This is a genomic window from Streptomyces sp. NBC_00443, assembly GCF_036014175.1.
GTDB lineage: Bacteria > Actinomycetota > Actinomycetes > Streptomycetales > Streptomycetaceae > Streptomyces.
In genome coordinates this window covers 1,504,324-1,520,174 of sequence record NZ_CP107917.1, presented here as the reverse complement: position 1 = coordinate 1,520,174, position 15,851 = coordinate 1,504,324, and the positions used below count along the sequence as shown (strand labels likewise).

General features: G+C 70.8%; 15 protein-coding genes and 1 pseudogene. 9 read left to right on the top strand and 7 right to left on the bottom strand.

The window, feature by feature from the left end:
- Positions 1-54: 54 nt before the first annotated feature.
- A complete protein-coding gene (locus OHO27_RS06840; protein WP_328421269.1) occupies positions 55-903 on the bottom strand; it encodes a helix-turn-helix domain-containing protein in 849 nt (282 codons plus the stop codon).
- Between OHO27_RS06840 and OHO27_RS06835 the strand changes: the two genes are divergently transcribed.
- The 4 genes from OHO27_RS06835 to OHO27_RS06820 all read left to right on the top strand — a co-directional run bounded on the left by OHO27_RS06835 (position 896) and on the right by OHO27_RS06820 (position 2,990).
- Positions 896-1,282, top strand: a complete 387-nt coding sequence (locus tag OHO27_RS06835; RefSeq protein ID WP_328421267.1) for an ADP-ribosylglycohydrolase family protein — start codon at positions 896-898, stop codon at positions 1,280-1,282. The two genes, OHO27_RS06840 and OHO27_RS06835, sit on opposite strands and share 8 nt — an antisense overlap.
- Complete coding sequence (locus OHO27_RS06830) at positions 1,206-1,850, top strand: ADP-ribosylglycohydrolase family protein (protein WP_328421266.1); 645 nt, start codon at positions 1,206-1,208, stop codon at positions 1,848-1,850. Before OHO27_RS06835 ends, OHO27_RS06830 begins: the two co-directional genes overlap by 77 nt.
- Before the next feature lie 88 nt (positions 1,851-1,938).
- Positions 1,939-2,241, top strand: coding sequence for a 4a-hydroxytetrahydrobiopterin dehydratase (locus tag OHO27_RS06825; RefSeq protein ID WP_328421264.1), 303 nt, complete (start codon positions 1,939-1,941; stop codon positions 2,239-2,241).
- 5 nt (positions 2,242-2,246) lie between these two features.
- Positions 2,247-2,990 carry a class I SAM-dependent methyltransferase gene (locus OHO27_RS06820; RefSeq protein WP_328421262.1) on the top strand — a complete coding sequence of 248 codons (744 nt, stop codon included), beginning with the start codon at positions 2,247-2,249 and terminating at the stop codon, positions 2,988-2,990.
- Here OHO27_RS06820 and OHO27_RS06815 read toward each other — a convergent pair.
- Together OHO27_RS06815 and OHO27_RS06810 are read right to left on the bottom strand one after the other, a co-directional pair.
- Positions 2,959-3,435 carry a hypothetical protein gene (locus OHO27_RS06815; protein WP_328421260.1) on the bottom strand — a complete coding sequence of 159 codons (477 nt, stop codon included), beginning with the start codon at positions 3,433-3,435 and terminating at the stop codon, positions 2,959-2,961. The two genes, OHO27_RS06820 and OHO27_RS06815, sit on opposite strands and share 32 nt — an antisense overlap.
- Positions 3,432-3,929, bottom strand: coding sequence for a hypothetical protein (locus OHO27_RS06810; RefSeq protein ID WP_328421258.1), 498 nt, complete (start codon positions 3,927-3,929; stop codon positions 3,432-3,434). The genes OHO27_RS06815 and OHO27_RS06810 overlap by 4 nt, the downstream gene beginning before the upstream one ends.
- Positions 3,930-3,968: 39 nt before the next feature.
- Between OHO27_RS06810 and OHO27_RS06805 the strand changes: the two genes are divergently transcribed.
- Positions 3,969-4,925: a helix-turn-helix transcriptional regulator gene (locus OHO27_RS06805; protein ID WP_328421256.1), complete on the top strand. Its 957-nt coding sequence runs from the start codon at positions 3,969-3,971 to the stop codon at positions 4,923-4,925.
- A gap of 40 nt (positions 4,926-4,965) precedes the next feature.
- A complete protein-coding gene (locus OHO27_RS06800; RefSeq protein WP_328421254.1) occupies positions 4,966-6,840 on the top strand; it encodes a rhamnogalacturonan lyase in 1,875 nt (624 codons plus the stop codon).
- Positions 6,841-6,890: 50 nt separating this feature from the next.
- On the opposite strand, the pseudogene OHO27_RS06795 reads toward OHO27_RS06800, so the two are convergent.
- Together OHO27_RS06795 and OHO27_RS06790 are read right to left on the bottom strand one after the other, a co-directional pair.
- A pseudogene (locus tag OHO27_RS06795) lies at positions 6,891-7,208 on the bottom strand (xyloglucanase); the annotation flags it as partial.
- A gap of 139 nt (positions 7,209-7,347) precedes the next feature.
- On the bottom strand, positions 7,348-10,263 hold the full coding sequence (locus tag OHO27_RS06790) for a glycoside hydrolase family 48 protein (RefSeq protein ID WP_328421252.1): 2,916 nt from the start codon (positions 10,261-10,263) through the stop codon (positions 7,348-7,350).
- Between the two features lie 367 nt (positions 10,264-10,630).
- On the opposite strand from OHO27_RS06790, the gene OHO27_RS06785 reads away from it, so the two are divergent.
- Entirely contained in the window at positions 10,631-12,355 is a 1,725-nt protein-coding gene (locus OHO27_RS06785; RefSeq protein ID WP_328421250.1) for a glycoside hydrolase family 6 protein, read from the top strand.
- A gap of 112 nt (positions 12,356-12,467) precedes the next feature.
- Here OHO27_RS06785 and OHO27_RS06780 read toward each other — a convergent pair whose 3' ends face one another.
- Positions 12,468-13,238 (bottom strand): phytanoyl-CoA dioxygenase family protein, encoded by a 771-nt coding sequence (locus OHO27_RS06780; RefSeq protein ID WP_328421248.1) that lies wholly within the window; start codon positions 13,236-13,238, stop codon positions 12,468-12,470.
- A 137-nt stretch (positions 13,239-13,375) separates the two neighbouring features.
- Between OHO27_RS06780 and OHO27_RS06775 the strand changes: the two genes are divergently transcribed.
- Both OHO27_RS06775 and OHO27_RS06770 read left to right on the top strand, forming a co-directional pair.
- On the top strand, positions 13,376-14,272 hold the full coding sequence (locus tag OHO27_RS06775) for a class I SAM-dependent methyltransferase (RefSeq protein ID WP_328421246.1): 897 nt from the start codon (positions 13,376-13,378) through the stop codon (positions 14,270-14,272).
- 154 nt (positions 14,273-14,426) lie between these two features.
- Positions 14,427-15,128 (top strand): SDR family oxidoreductase, encoded by a 702-nt coding sequence (locus tag OHO27_RS06770; RefSeq protein WP_328421244.1) that lies wholly within the window; start codon positions 14,427-14,429, stop codon positions 15,126-15,128.
- A 27-nt stretch (positions 15,129-15,155) separates the two neighbouring features.
- Here the strand turns inward: OHO27_RS06770 and OHO27_RS06765 are convergent, their stop codons facing one another.
- Positions 15,156-15,839: a glycoside hydrolase family 75 protein gene (locus OHO27_RS06765; protein WP_328421242.1), complete on the bottom strand. Its 684-nt coding sequence runs from the start codon at positions 15,837-15,839 to the stop codon at positions 15,156-15,158.
- Positions 15,840-15,851 lie beyond the last annotated feature (12 nt).

Below are 15,851 nucleotides of genomic sequence, written 5' to 3'. Positions count from 1 at the left end.
CCCGCGCCCCTGGTGGTGGTTCGCCGTGGTGCAGCGCACAGTCCTGACGATATGTCAAAACATGAGCGACTGAAGGTACTTGACCGTCGCCGGGTCGGCCGGGAGCAGTGTCTCGATGGCCAGCTCGGCGACGGTCACGTCCATGGGGGTGTTGAAGGTGGAGATGGAGGAGACGAAGGACAGCACGCGGCCCTCGTGCTCGATCTGCAGCGGCAGCGCGAAGTACGGGACGGGTTCGGCGGGTTCGGCGGGTTCTGCGGGCTCGGCGCCGGGCGTCTCCTCCGGAACCGGGTAGGCGGCCACCTCCTCGTACAGCCTGCGCAGCGGCTCGGAGCGGTGCAGCGCGATCTGCCGCTCCAGCTGCGCGAGGAGATGGCCGCGCCACTCGCGCAGGTTGCGGATGCGCGGTGCGAGGCCCTCCGGGTGCAGGGTCAGGCGCATCGCGTTGAGAGGGGGCTCAAGCAGGTGTTCCGGGATGCCGTCGAGGATCATGAGGATGCCGCGGTTGGCCGCGTGGACGTTGTACATCGCGTCCACGACCAGAGCCGGGTAGGGCTCGTAGCCCCGGATCAGCTGTTCCATGCCCGCGCGGAGCGCGTCCAGTGCCGGGTCGTCCAGCGGGGTCTCCGGATAGCGCGGGGCGTACCCGGCGGCCAGAAGCAGCGCGTTGCGCTCGCGCACCGGCACGTCAAGGTGCTCCGCCAGCCGCAGCACCATCTCCTCGCTCGGCCGTGAACGGCCCGTCTCGATGAAGCTGATGTGCCGCGCCGAGGAGTCCGCCCGCAGCGCCAACTCCAGCTGGCTGACCCGCCGTTGCTCCCGCCAGGCCCGCAGCAACGGGCCGACGCCCTGGCCGGTGGGGGTGCTGGCGGGCCCGGTGCCGCCGGACGGGACAATGGTCATGAGTACGACCGTAGTCGAGGAGTGGCTGTCTGCTCGGCGGGGCCCTCGGACGCGCTCGGGCTGTCCGGTCGAGTTCGGCTCGCTGGAGCGGATCCGCGCCGCCCACTCGGAGCGCGGAGTGACGGGACTCCTGTTCGCCGGGGACAGCGACGTGGCCCGGATCAGCGACGACACGCAGATGACCCTCTTCACCGCCGAGGCGCTGATCCAGGCCCACCGACGGGAGCGGCTCAAGGGCACGGCGGCGGGTGGGCCCTGCTGGTGCGCCGGGCGTCCGAGCGCCGGCTGGAGACCACGCGTGCGTGTCCGGAGTCGCCCAGCTGTACGCACCCGACCCCGGGCCCGCGCTCGACGGGAAGCCCGGCGAGGTCAACCCTGACTTCAAGGGCTGCGGCGCGGTGATGCGCTCGGCCCCCTTCGGCCTGGTGAACTCCGCCGGCGGCGCCTTCGCCATGGCCGCCCGTGCCGCCCAGATCACCCACGGTCACCCCACCGGCCACCACGCGGCGGGAGTCCTGACCGTGATCGTGGCGCACCTCGTCGCGGGCGACTCCCTGGAGGAAGCGGCCCTGCGCACGCTAGGGCTGCCGGTACGCCGCCCCGGCCACGAGGAGACGTCGGCCACGCTCACCGAGGCCGTCGATCTGGCCGAGCAGGGCGCACCCACAGCGGAGAAGGTGGAGACTCTGGGGGAGGGCTGGGTCGCCGAGCGGGCGCTCGCCCTCGGGGTCTACTGCGCGCCCGTCACGCCCACCGTGCGGGACGCTCTGCTGCTGTCCGTCAACCACTCCGGCGACAGCGACTCCACCGGGTCCCCCTGCGGAAACCTGCTGGGCGCCCGGTACGGCGACCACGGTCTGCCGCACGAGTGGGTGGAGCGCGTCGAGGGCCGGGCGCAGATGACCGCGCCGGCCGACGACCTGGCGGCCGAAGGCGTGCGGCGCTGACCCCGGGGGAACCGTCTGACCAGGGCCGCCGCGCGCAGGCTGTGGCAGGCTGAAGACGAACCCTCCCCGTGCAGGAAGGAGCGAGGCCATGCCCCTCGAACCGCTGTCGCAGAAGGAGATCGAGGACCGGCTCGCGGAGCTGCCGGGCTGGACGGCGGACGGCGACCGCATCGCCCGCTCCTACCGGCTCGCCTCGCACTTCGCGGCCACGGCGATGGTCGTGCACATCGCCCAGGTCCAGGAGGAGCTCGACCACCACTCCGACCTCACCCTCGGCTACAACACGGTGTCCCTCACCGTGAACACCCACACCGTGGGCGGCGTGACCGAGCGGGACTTCGCACTCGCCCGCAGGATCGAGGAGCTCGCCCCTGGCCACGGGGCACAGTGAGGCGCGTGCTCGACTACGACAAGGAAGCCGAGCGGTACGACGCCTCGCGCGGCGGCGAGCCCCGGGCGGCCGCCGCGGCCCAGGCCGTGCTGGGCCTGCTGCCCGACGGGGCCCGGCGGCTGCTCGACGTCGCCTGCGGCACCGGCATCGTGACGCGGCGGCTGGCCGCCGGGCGGGACGGCCTCGCCGTCACCGGCGTCGACCTCGCGCCCGCGATGACCCGGCAGGCCGCCACCCGCCTGCCCGGCGCCGTCGTGCTCGCAGACAGCCGCCGGCTGCCGTTCCCGGGCAACCGCTTCGACGCCGTCACCAGCGTGTGGTTGCTGCACCTCGCACAGTCCGACCAGGACGTACGGACCATGGTCGGCGAGTGCGCCCGCGTGCTGCGGCCCGGCGGGGTCTACGTCACCACGGTCGACAAGGGCGCCGCGCACAACGTGGGCAGTGACATCGACGCCGTCATGGCCTCCCGCCCGCCCCGCCCGGCCCGGGACGCGGCGGACCTCGTCGCGTCGTACGCCCTCGGCCACGGCCTGGTCCCGGCCGGCGGGGCCGGTTTCACCGGTCACGGCCAGGGCCGCAGCCCCCGCCGTACGGTGGCCGACCTGCGCCGGGGCTGGTTCGTCACCGTCCCGCCCGGCGGCGCGCTCGCCGACGGTTTCGCCGCCCGCCTGGCGAAGCTCCCGGACCAGGACCGGTCCCGCCCGGACCCGGTGTTCACGCTCCGGGCGTTCCGGAAGGCCGAGTGAAGTCCATGGTCCAGTTGGCCAGCCAGCTCTCACCGCCGTCCATGGAGAACGCCTGCTCCCAGCGTGCCGTGGTGGCCGACATGCCGGACCAGACGAACCGCACCCGCACGTCCTTGCCGTCGTGGGTGTCGTCGCCGTAGAAGGCGCCGCGTTCGCCCTCGAAGCGCCCGAACACCGGCGGGAACAGCTTGCCGGTGCGGCTGGAGGACCACGTCAGCGACCACTGCTCGGTCTCCCGGTCGAAGAGCCGCAGCGTCAGCCCCTTCGAGCCCAGGTGCGGCATGTCGACCTCGTCGATGTTGGCGGCGCCGTCGAACAGCGGCCGGCAGCGGCTGGTCGCCGGGAACTCCTCCCAGTCGCTGTCCGGGTCGAGGAAGTCCGTGCGTCGGCGGTTGACGACGTCCCAGTCGCCGTGGAAGAAGTCGAAGTCGTGCGGGCTGCTCATGTGCGGTCTCCAGTGGTGCCGTCGGGCAGGGAATCGGCCAAGTAGGCCGTGAGGTCAGGGACTTCGGGCGTGAGCAGGTGCCGCACCCAGGCGTCCCGTTCGTGCAGGATCGGCGGGAGTTCCCAGACGCAGCCGATCCACGGCAGGTCGGGCGTGATGAAGTGCGTCGGGTCGTTGTCCGGGCAGCCGAGCACCGGCTGTCCCGCCGACGCGCCCTTGAAGTGCAGGACGTTGTCCCACACCCAGCTGTAGGCGTTCAGGTAGGCGCCGTCGTCGCCGCCCCGGTGCAGGACCACGAACGTCGCCGGGGGAGTGCCGTCCGGCGCCGGCAGCAGCTCCGGCAGGATCGCGTACGCCGCCTTCTCGACCTCGGGCGCGATGCCCGCCGGGTCGGCGGTGACGTGGTACCGCTTGACGTGCCGCCCGGCCACCTCGATCGGCGGCGGTACGGTCAGCAGTTTCTCGGTGAAGGCGGGGGTCTCCGTAAGGGCCATGGCAGGACGCTAGGACCGCTTCACTGACATCCTGTGTCAGTGAAGTCCAGCCGACTGGTGTCGATCCTGCTCCTCCTCCAGACCCGGGGCCGGATGACCGCCGCCCAACTCGCCGCGGAGCTGGAGGTGTCGGTGCGCACGGTCTACCGGGACGTCGAGGCGCTGAGTGCGGCCGGCATCCCGCTCTACGGCGACGCGGGCCACGCCGGCGGCTACCGCCTGCTCGACGGCTACCGCACCCGCCTCACCGGGCTCACCGCCGACGAGGTCGAGGCCCTCTTCCTCGCGGGCGCCCCGGGCCCCGCCGCCCAACTCGGCCTCGGCTCCGTCCTGGCCGCCGCCCAGCTCAAGGTGCGCGCCGCCCTGTCCGCCGAACTGCGCACCCATGCCGACCGGATCAGCGGCCGCTTCCACCTCGACGCACCCGGCTGGTACGCCGACGCCGACGAGACGCCGCACCTTCCGGCGGTGGCCGACGCGGTCTGGAACAGCCGTGTCCTGCACGTCCTGTACCGCCGCTGGCGTGAGCCCACCGACGTCGAGCGACGCCTGGAGCCGTACGGACTCGTCCTCAAGGCGGGCCGCTGGTACGTCGTCGCGGGCCCCGGACCGCGCACGTACCGCGTCGACCAGATCCTCCAACTCACCACAGAGGCAGCCGAGTTCACCCGCCCCGCCGACTTCGACCTGCCCGCGTACTGGACGGCGTACCAGCACGACTTCCGCGACCGCCTCCGCCGGGACGAGGCGGTGGTCAGGCTTGCGCCCGGCGTGGGGCTCGCCGGACCGGTGAAGGGGGATGCGCGCACCGAGGAGGACGGCTGGACACGGGTCACCGTCCCCATCGAGTCCCTCGACCACGCCCACGCCGAGTTCCTGCGCCTGGGCACGGGCATCGAGGTGCTCGATCCGCCCGAGCTGCGCGAGAGGATCGCCCGGACGGTGGCCGAACTGGCCGGAAGATACGGCAACTTCGGCACGCGCGGCGGCGACTGAGGGAGCGGAACCCGTCCGTCCTCCCGAGGAGGTACGTCACGTGCAGCACCCGCGCAAGCACCGCAGACGCCGGGCCGCGTTCGCCGCGACCCTCGCCACCGCAGCCCTGGCCGCCGCCGGGCTGACCACCCTGAACGGCGCCGGAACAGCCGAGGCCGCCACCGCCCGCCAGGTCGAGAGGCTGGACCGGGGAGTGGTCAGCGTCCACGCGGCCGACGGCAACCTGGTCAGCTGGCGCTGGCTCGGCACCGACCCGAACGACGTGTCCTTCAACGTCTACCGCGCCGGCACGAAGGTGAACGCGTCCCCGATCACCGGCTCCACGAACTACTTCCACTCAGGCGCCCCCGAACAGGCCGACTACACCGTCCGCGCCATCGTGAACGGCGTCGAGCAGGGCGACTCCGTCCACGCCGTCCAGTTCCGCCCGGGCTACAAGGACGTCCCGATCAGCCCGCCGGCCGGCGGTACGACGCCCGACGGCGTGGCGTACACCTATGAGGCCAACGACGCCTCCGTCGGCGACCTCGACGGCGACGGCGCCCTCGACATCGTCCTCAAGTGGCAGCCCACCAACGCCAAGGACAACTCCCAGTCCGGCTACACCGGCAACACGATCGTCGACGGCATCAAGCTCGACGGCACCCGGCTGTGGCGCGTCGACCTGGGCCGCAACATCCGCTCGGGCGCGCACTACACGCAATTCCAGGTGTACGACTACGACGGTGACGGCAAGGCCGAGGTCGCCATGAAGACGGCCGACGGCACGCGGGACGGCACGGGCACGGTGATCGGCAGCTCGTCGGCCGACCACCGGAACTCGTCCGGCTACATCCTGTCCGGGCCCGAGTACCTGACCATGTTCAACGGCCAGACCGGCAAGGCGATGGGAACGGTCGACTACGTCCCGGCTCGCGGCACGGTCTCGTCCTGGGGCGACTCGTACGGCAACAGGGTCGACCGATTCCTCGCCGGTACCGCGTACCTGGACGGCTCCCGCCCCTCCCTCATCATGGCCCGCGGCTACTACACCCGCACGGTCATCGCCGCCTGGGACTGGCGGAACGGCGGCTTCACACGCCGCTGGACCTTCGACACCAACTCCTCCACCAACAGCGGCAAGGGATTCGACGGACAGGGCTCGCACAGCCTGTCCGTCGGGGACGTCGACGGGGACGGCAAGGACGAGATCGTCTACGGCTCGATGGCCGTCGACGACAACGGCAACGGCCTGTGGACCACGAGGACGGGCCACGGCGACGCCCAGCACTTGGCCGACCTCGACCCCGCGCACGCGGGCCTGGAGTACTTCAAGGTCTCGGAGTCGACGGGCCAGCCGGCCGAGCTGTACATCGACCCCGCAGGCGGCACCGTGAACTGGAAGCTCGCCGCCTGCTGCGACAACGGCCGGGGAGTCGCCGGGGACATCTGGGCGGGCAACGACGGCGCCGAGATGTGGTCCGCCTCCGACACCTCGATCCGCGACGAGGCCGGCGCCACCAAGGGCCGCGAGCCGTCCTCGGTCAACTTCCTGTCCTGGTGGGACGGCGACCCCGTCCGCGAACTCCTCGACGGCACCCGCATCGACAAGTACGGCACGTCCTCCGACACCCGCCTGCTCACCGGCTCAGGAGTCTCCTCCAACAACGGCACGAAGGCCACGCCCGTCCTGTCCGGCGACATCCTCGGCGACTGGCGCGAGGAGGTCATCTGGCGCACGAGCGGCAACACGGCCCTGAGGATCTACTCGACGCCGCACCAGACGACCACAAGGATCACGACCCTGCTCCACGACCCGATGTACCGCACAGGCCTGGCCTGGCAGAACACGGCCTACAACCAGCCGCCGCACCCTAGCTTCTTCCTCGGCAACGGCATGCCGACCGCCCCGCGCCCGACCGTCTACACCCCGTGAACGACGGTGGGTGCGCACCCCACGGGAGGCGCGCACCCACCGGCTCAGGCCGACGTGTCGCCGTAGACGACCCCCCGCCCGTTCGTCGCCACGTACACCCGCCAGTTCCGGCCCTGAAACACCCGCGGGTCACCCGTGATCGCCGCACCCGTCCAACCCCACTGGTGGGCGTCGCCGTTGATGCGGGTCCAGGACGCCCCCTTGTCCGTCGACCGGAAGATGCCGCGGACACCGCCGATCTTCGCGCTGGTGTAGAGGGTCTGGCACGAGACACCCGTGGCCGCCTTGCCGGTCGCCGGGGATGGGGTGAAGGTCGCGCCGCCGTCCGTACTGACGTAGAACTTCCCGGACTTGAAGCCGTAGAAGGTCTTGCGCCGGCGTATCCGCTCGTGTCCTTCTTCGAAGAGGGTGGCGCGGGCGTCCCAAGGGGCGCGGGGAACTGCGCGACCAGCCACAACCAGCCGGCAGTCGCCGTACTCCCGCGCCCCCCAGTCGCTCTGCGAACCGCTACTCGAGCAGCTCCGCATACGAGCCCATGGCCAAGGCGATGTCCGCCTGAGCCCAGAACCGGTGATACGTGAACGACGGCGCCGCCCCGCCCGCGAGATACGCCTCGATCTTCGACCAGGCCGGATCGTCCTCGTAGAACGACCGGATCGAGTCGAAGGTCGACGATGAGTTGATCGCGTCACCGTTCGGCATGGTGCCGCTCCACCCGCTCGGGACGTAGATCGGGTCGTCGAAGCGGTTGTAGTCGGCGCGGGTCTCCGGGACGGCGATGCCGAGATCATCCTGGTGGTTGTCCCACATGCCGTCGAGCAGCGCCTTGGCCGTGGCCGCGGCCTGCGTGTCACCGGAGCGGTCGGCGTAGTACGTCAGGGTCTTGGCGTACGCGGCCGCCACACCGACGTCGTTGGTGTAGTCGGCGACGGTGACATGAAGTCCGTTGTTGGCACCCGGACTTGAGGCGTTCCAGGTGTCGGGCTGCCCCGACCACTGGAGCGTGGACGGGATCCGGTACGTACCGTCCGGATTGACGGTCGTCTCGGACAGCGCCCAGTCGACCCACTTGTCGAGGACGGCCTTCGCGGAGGCGTTCCCCGTCTGCTGGTAGTACTCGGCCACCCGCTCCATCGACCACGCCTGGAAGCCGAACCACTGGTTGGACGGCGGGTCGTGGTAGACGGGCTGCTGGTCGTAGTACATGCCGTAGAAGGTCGACTTCCCGGCGGGCGGCGTCGCGTACCGGCCCGCCCAGCTGTTCGTCGCACCGCCCGCGATCGCGCCCTCGCTGGACTGCAGCCATCGGTAGAACTCGACCTGCCGCTCCAGCGACTTGGCCCAGTCCGCCTGCCCCGTCGCCGACTTGGGCTTCAGATCGGCGTACCCGCTGAGCGCATACGCGGCCATCGGGTTCTGGTAGCCGCCGTGCGCATGGCTGGAGCCGATGCGCCAGGCCCAGCCCGCCGAGGTGTCGGTGGCGCCGCCCCAGGCGTAGTACCAGGAGAGCAGATAGTGCGAGGCGTCCTTGCCGGTGCCGGCCGGGCAGGCCGACGGACCGGCACAGTTGCCGACCTTCTTGAAGTACTTGTCGTACATGGCGTAGCGCAGATAGTCGCCCATCTTCGCGGCCTTGGCGACGGTCGCGGAGATGTCGCCGCCCTTGCCCTGCGCGTCGGCCCACTTGTCGGCCCAGTAGGCGGCCTGCACCGCACGCGCGTCGGCGTCCGGGGCGTTGGTGAACTTCCACTGCTTGGCGTAGGAGGCGTCACCGGTGAACAGATCCAAGTACCCGTTCGATCCGCCGTACTTGAACTGGTCGCAGGTCGGCTGCGGCACCGTCTCCCACACCGACTCCTGCGCACCGCGCTGGAAGGTGTTGATGTACGACGGCCCCGTGTCGCCCGGCCCCGCCTCGCACTTGCCCGGCGAGTTGCCGTAGCCGTAGGTGTTGTCGACGTCCTGCAGCCAGTGCATGCCGTACACGTCGTCCGTGCCGTACGCGCTCTTCAGTTCACCGGCGATCGGGTCCGAGCCGACCGAGACCGACGCGTCGAGCTTCGCCGGGTACTCGTTCGGGGTATCGAGCTCGGGCGCGTACGTCGCCGGCTTCGAGGCGTTGTAGAAGGAGTTGGTCGGCTGGTCGGCGTGGGTCGGGATCATGTACTTCTCCATGATCTCCCAGGCGCCGTTGAACTTGGACCAGTCGCCCGTGACCTTGCCGTACATCGCCTGCAGCCAGAGAAGATAGCTGTAGGCCTCCGATGTGGTCTCGTGGCCGTGGTCCGGTGCCTCGACGATCAGCGTCTCGACCGAGTGGTAGGGGATGCCCTCGGGTGAGAAGTAGCCGTTCGCCGGGTCGGTGATCTTGCCGTACAGCTCCAGGAAGCGGGCGTCGTACGCCTTCGCCGCCGCGATCTGGGTCACCGTGACCGACGCCTTCGCGTGCCCGGCGGCCGTCGACTCGAAAGTCGCCGCGCCGGTACCGGAGGTGTCGGCGGTGATGGTCACCTTCTGCGCGGTGTTCCAGTTCGAGGGCGTGAAGGTGCGCGAGGCGCCGCCGGTCACCGACAGGCCCGAGTTGCCGCTCGTACGGGCGGTTGCGACGGTGACATTGGCCGACGGCTGGGTCGACAGCTTCACGTCGAACGTCGCCGTCCTGCCCTGCTGGACCGGGAGTTGGGCCGGAGTGGTCACCACGGCGGGACCCGAGGCGACCGTGATGCCGACCGGCGTGGACTCCGCGGACGCGCCGAGGCTGTCGTACCCCTTCGCGAGCAGCGAATGACTGCCCACGGCCAGGCTTGAGGCCGAGAGCGAGTACGGCGCCGTCGTGTCCGTGCCCAGCAGGGTCGTGTTGTCGTAGAACTCGACCTTGCTGATCGTCGCGCCGTCCGCGGCAGCGGCGGTGGCCGCGAGCGGGACGGCGTCGCCCTGCGAGTAGACGGCGCCCGCGGCCGGGCTGGTCAGTACGGTGATGGGGGGCTGGTGGGCGCCGGTGCAACTCGTGCCGTTGATCGCGAAGTTCGTGGGGGCGGCGTTGGTGCCGCTGTAGGTGAACTGCGCGCCGGTGGTGACCGCGGCTCCGGCGGCGATGCGCCCGTTGTGGCCGGCGTTCTGCACGGTGACCGACTGGCCGGACTGCGACCAGGTGCCGTTCCAGCCGTTGCCGAGCTTCTGGTTGCCCGCGTAGCCGTACGTCAGGGTCCAGCCGTCGATGACGTCCGTGCCGCGGTTGGTGATCGTCAGGTCCGCGGTGAAGCCGGAGCCCCAGTCATTGGTCCGGTAGTCGACACTGCACTGGAGTGCCGCCGCCTGAGCGGGAGTCGACCCTGTGCCCAGCATGGTCAGGGGAAGCGCCAGGGCCGCGACAACGGCCGTCCAGAACCGTCGTACGACTCTGCGTCTGCGTGGGGGATGCACGTGCTGGTTCCTCCTTGCGGCTCGGAGAAGTCAAGGCTTGAACCAGTGGGAGCGCTCCCATAGTGGAGACGGGGGTGCGAGGGGTCAAGGTGCTTGAAGAGTCGAAAAGATTCGACGCGTTCCATTGAGTAAAAGGCAGCAACGCCCCTGTCCTTTACCGACACTTGGCGCTAGCTTCATGGACACCAGTGGGAGCGCTTCCATCAGTCGACGTGTCCGTCACGACGCGCCGGAGCTGTGAGGAGTCGCTCATGCGACACCCCCCGCGTTCAGCACTTTCAGCCGTCTTCGGCACCTCCTCCTTGCCTCTTGCGCGCCCTGCACGGATGGACCGTCAGCACCCGCAACCAAGAAGGAACCCGCACTCATGACTCGTACCAGAACTGCGATGCTCGCCGCCCTGGCACTGGTCGCCGGGGCCTCGGGGACCGCGCTCGCCGCGGACCCCGGCGGAATCGGCACGGCCGCCGTCCCCTGCACCGTCGACTACACGGTGCAGAACCAGTGGGACACCGGCTTCACCGCCGCCGTGACGGTCACCAACCAGGGCGCCGCCAAGTCCAACTGGTCGGTGAAGTGGTCGTACGCCGGAAACCAGAAGGTCACCAGCGGCTGGAACGCCAAGGTCAGCCAGAGCGGTGCCGCTGTGACCGCCACCAACGAGACCTACAACGGGACGCTGTCGACGGGCGGTTCTGTCAGCTTCGGCTTCCAGGGCTCCTACAGCGGCACCAACGCCGTCCCGGCCACCTTCACCCTCGACGGTGTGACCTGCAATGTCGATGACGGCTCGGGTCCCACGGATCCCACTGACCCGACCGATCCCGGCCCGACCGGCCCGAAGGTCGACAACCCGTACTCCGGCGCCAAGGTGTACGTGAACCCGGAGTGGTCCGCGAAGGCCGCCGCCGAGCCGGGCGGCAGCCGGATCGCGGGCCAGCCGACCGGCGTCTGGCTCGACCGCATCGCCGCCATCAACGGCGTCAACGGCGGCATGGGTCTGCGCGACCACCTTGACGGGGCCCTGACCCAGAAGGGTTCCGGCGAACTCGTCGTCCAGCTGGTGATCTACAACCTGCCCGGACGTGACTGCGCGGCCCTCGCCTCCAACGGTGAGCTCGGCCCGACGGAGCTCGGCCGGTACAAGACCGAGTACATCGACCCGATCGCCGCGATCCTCGCCGACCCGAAGTACGCCTCGCTGCGGATCGTGACGACCATCGAGATCGACTCACTGCCCAACCTGGTCACCAACACCGGAAGCCGGCCCACGGCCACCCCGCAGTGCGACGTGATGAAGGCCAACGGCAACTACCAGAAGGGCGTCGGCTACGCCCTGGGCAAGCTCGGCGACGCGCCCAACGTCTACAACTACATCGACGCCGGGCACCACGGCTGGATCGGCTGGGACGACAACTTCGCCGCCAGCGCCGCCGTGATGAAGGAGGCGGCCACCTCCGAGGGCGCCACGGTCAACGACGTGCACGGGTTCATCGCCAACACGGCGAACTACAGCGCCCTGAAGGAGAACAACTTCACCATCAACGACACCGTCGGCGGCAAGTCCGTCCGCGAGTCGAAGTGGGTCGACTGGAACCGCTACACCGACGAGCTGTCCTTCGCGCAGGGCTTCCGCAACCAGCTCGTCACGACCGGCTTCAACTCCGGCATCGGCATGCTGATCGACACGTCCAGGAACGGCTGGGGCGGCAGCGCACGGCCCGCCGGTCCGGGCGCGACGACCGACGTCGACACGTACGTCAACGGCGGCCGCTACGACCGTCGCATCCACGTCGGCAACTGGTGCAACCAGTCCGGCGCCGGACTCGGCGAGCGCCCGCAGGCCAGTCCGGCGGCCGGGATCGACGCGTACGTCTGGATCAAGCCGCCGGGGGAGTCCGACGGTGCCAGCCGGGAGATCCCGAACGACGAGGGCAAGGGGTTCGACCGGATGTGCGACCCGACGTACACGGGTAACCCGCGCAACGGCAACAACCTGTCGGGTGCCTTGCCGGACGCTCCGCTGTCGGGGCACTGGTTCTCTGCTCAGTTCCAGCAGCTGATGCGGAACGCGTATCCGCCGTTGTCGTAGTGCGATGACTGCGACTGCGCGTCCGTTGTGGCTGGTCGCGCCCGCGCGGCGGAGCCGCATATTGGATGCAGCCCCGCGCCCCTGACGGGGCGCGGTGGTCGCCGGGGTCCGGTCAGTTCTCTCTGGCCAGGCCCCGGCGGATCGCGAACTCAACCGCCGAGTAGTCCCCGTCGGCCCGGTCCAGCTCCAGCGGCACCGCCGGATGCAGCGGCGGCTGCGCCATGAAGCGGGGGCGCGTGCCGTGGTTCGGCTGGGCCGCGTGGACCAGGAAGGGGTGGCAGAGGTAGACGTCACCGGGGCGGCCGGTGGCGTGGGCGAGCGGGCGGTGCGCGGAGGCTTCGGCGACCTTCGGGCCGAGCTCCAGGAAGGACGCACCGGCCTCGCCGTACGGTGCCAGGACCGGCGGTACGTCGAGATGTGAGCCGACCCGGATGCGGGTCGGGGCGTTGTCCTCGGTGACCTCGCTGAACAGGAACAGCATGAGCAGCGCACGGTCCTTCGAGTGCACGTTCGTGTGCGGGTGCCCGGCGCCCTCGGGCAGGTAGCTGCCCTCGATGTGCCAGCCCGCGTCGTCCGGCTCCCCCTCGTGCGGGAACCGCAGCGGGAAGCTGCCCAGCGAGTAGCGCGACTGCCAGCGGTCCTCACCCACCAGCACGTCGAAGGCCTCGTGCAGGGCGGGGGTGTTGACGGCGGCCGCGAACGGGCCCTGCGCCATGTCGTACACCCAGTGCACGGGGTCCTTCCAGGTGGTCGGGTCCTGAGGTTCGTACCCCGTCTCCCGCCACAGCAGCCGCTCGCAGTGCTCGGCGACGCGCGGCGGGAAGGCGCCTGCGATCCTCACGAACCCGTCCTCGAGGAAGCGCTCCACCATCTCGTCGTCCATCGGGCCATCGTGGGCGACCGGCCATGCAGGCCGCACCTCATTTATTGCGCCGCGTTGTTGCCGTTCCGGCAACGACAGTGGCCTCGCGGCGGTGCGTCGGCGCACGCTGGCCTCATCCGAGGGAGAGGCTGACGAGCATGGCGCACAACCACCACTCGGACCGGCACGCCGGTCACCACCACCACGACCACACCGACGTCGACTGGGCCGAGATGGGCCCGGAGCTGGAGGCGCAGGCGGAGCTGTTCACGCCCCTCTACGAGCACACCATGGCCTGGCTGGCCAAGCGGCAGACCGAACCGGGGCTGATCGTCGACGCGGGCAGCGGACCCGGCGTCATCGCGTGTCTGCTCGCCGACACCTTCCCCGGCGCCCGGGTCGTCGCGGTCGACGCTTCCGAGCCGCTCCTGGAGCGGGCCGGCGCGCGGGCCGGGAGGCTCGGTGTCGCCGACCGCTTCGGCACCCTTGCCGGTGAACTCCCGGACGTGCTCGCCGACTTGGACTATCCCGCAGACCTGCTGTGGGTCGGCCGCACCCTGCATCACCTCGGCGACCAGCGTGCCGCCCTCACCGCGTTCGCCGCCCGTCTCGCCCTCGGCGGCACGCTCGCGCTGCAGGAGGGCGGCCTGTCGGCCCGGTTCCTGCCACGCGACGTCGGTTTCGGGCGGCCCGGGCTGCAGGCGCGCCTCGACGCGCTGGAGGAGGAGTGGTTCGCCGCGATGCGCGCGGACCTGCCCGGCACGGTCGTCGAGACCGAGGACTGGCCCGCCCTGCTCGCCGCGGCCGGCCTCAGGCCCAGCGGCACCCGCACCTTCCTCCTCGACCTGCCGGCTCCGACCACGGACCGCGCCCGCGCCTACGTCGTCGCCACCCTGACCCGCACCCGCGACGGCATCGGCGACCACCTCGACGCCGACGACCGGGCGACCCTCGACCGGCTCCTCGACCCGGACGACAAGGCGAGCGTGCATCACCGGCCGGATCTGTTCCTGCTGGCGGCACAGACGGTCTACACGGCCGTACGGACGAAGTGACGTCGGCCGGCGCCTGGCGCTCGTTCCGCTTCTCGGTGCCTTGACGTCGAGAGCTCTCCAAGTGATGGACTCCCCTTCGTCCGCACGGGACACAGATCGACACACGGAACGACTCTCGGAACGACACACGGAACGACACACAGGGGGGACCGCCATGACCGACTCACCCGTCGCGCTCATCACCGGCGGCGGCAGCGGCATCGGTGCCGCGGTCGCGCGGCAGCTGCTGGAGGCCGGATACCGGGTCACCGTCACCGGCCGGGGCGAGGCGCGGCTTCGTGGCTTCGCGGAGGGGCTCGGGGATCCGGAGGGTTTGCTGACGGTGGTCGGGAACGCGGCCGACCACGGCGACGTCCAGGCGGCCGTCGAGACCACGCTCAAGGCGTTCGGCCGACTGGACACCGTCGTCGCCAACGCGGGTTTCGCGACCCACGACTCGGTTGCCGAGGGTGACCCGGCCGGCTGGACCGAGATGGTGCTGACCAACGTCCTCGGCCCGGCCCTGCTGATCCGCGCCTCCGTCGCCGCCCTCAAGGAGACCCGCGGCCGGATCGTCCTCGTCGGCAGCGTCGCCGGGTTCGTGCCCGGGCCGGGGAACATCTACGGGGCGACGAAGTGGGCGGTGACCGGGCTCGCCGAGAACACCCGGCGGCAGGTCACCGACTGGGGCATCGGCGTGACCCACATCGCCCCGGGCCGGGTGGAGACACCCTTCTGGGACGCCCACGGCAGTCTGCCGCCCGGGCATCTGCTGACCGCCGACCAGATCGCCGACTCGGTGGTGTGGGCCGTCCGGCAGCCCGACGGTGTGGACGTCAACACCGTCGTCGTACGGCCGCTCGGACAGCCCAACTGACCTGATCCCCGGCCCGGTCACCGGGGATCAGCTGCCCCCGACGAACTCCTTCGCCAGCTTCTCGCCCAGCGCTGCCGCCGTGGTGTGGCTCTCGATGGGCGAGACCTGCGAGTTCCTGAACAGGATGTACGTCACGCCGGAGGCGGCCCCGCCGGCGGCCGGGTCGGGGTCGATGCCGAGGGCCTCGGCGGCGGCGTAGGAGGCCTCGCCGATGATCTGCTGCGGGCCGGTGTCGCCGACCACGGCGTACAGGACCTGGTCGTCGTGGATGACCGCCACCACGCCGCCGCCCTTGATGCCGGCGGCGCGGTAGTCCCAGGTGCCGCTGGGGCTGGGGACGACGACGTACGGCAGTGTGTCGGACCGCAGGGGCTTGCCGTCGGACTGGTGGAACGCCGTGTCCGGGAGGAACCAGGGGTCGGTGGTCTCGTTGCAGCTGTCGGTGCGCCGGCCGTCGCAGTCGATGTCCATGTCGGCCGTCCAGAACACGGCGCCCTTCGTGCCGCAGACGGGGATGGCCGCCGGGGTCGCCTGGTCGGTGCGGTACCTGCCGTTGGAGATCTGCGAGCAGGACGTCACCTTCGCGAGCAGGTCGGCCGCGCTCACGCCGGCTTCTTCGGGGTCCGCCGGCCGGGCGTCCGCGGGGAGCGCCGCGGTGGCGAGCAGCGCGGCTCCGACGGCCGCTGCGAGGGTCAGTCTTCGGGTGCGCACTGTCGGGGCTGG

Coding starts and splice junctions, on each gene's coding strand:
- OHO27_RS06835 (WP_328421267.1), top strand. CDS start 896: ATGGTCATGAGTACGACCGTAGTCGAGGAGTGGCTGTCTGCTCGGCGG.
- OHO27_RS06840 (WP_328421269.1), bottom strand. CDS start 903: ATGACCATTGTCCCGTCCGGCGGCACCGGGCCCGCCAGCACCCCCACC.
- OHO27_RS06825 (WP_328421264.1), top strand. CDS start 1,939: ATGCCCCTCGAACCGCTGTCGCAGAAGGAGATCGAGGACCGGCTCGCG.
- OHO27_RS06815 (WP_328421260.1), bottom strand. CDS start 3,435: ATGAGCAGCCCGCACGACTTCGACTTCTTCCACGGCGACTGGGACGTC.
- OHO27_RS06810 (WP_328421258.1), bottom strand. CDS start 3,929: ATGGCCCTTACGGAGACCCCCGCCTTCACCGAGAAACTGCTGACCGTA.
- OHO27_RS06785 (WP_328421250.1), top strand. CDS start 10,631: ATGACTCGTACCAGAACTGCGATGCTCGCCGCCCTGGCACTGGTCGCC.
- OHO27_RS06780 (WP_328421248.1), bottom strand. CDS start 13,238: ATGGACGACGAGATGGTGGAGCGCTTCCTCGAGGACGGGTTCGTGAGG.
- OHO27_RS06775 (WP_328421246.1), top strand. CDS start 13,376: ATGGCGCACAACCACCACTCGGACCGGCACGCCGGTCACCACCACCAC.
- OHO27_RS06770 (WP_328421244.1), top strand. CDS start 14,427: ATGACCGACTCACCCGTCGCGCTCATCACCGGCGGCGGCAGCGGCATC.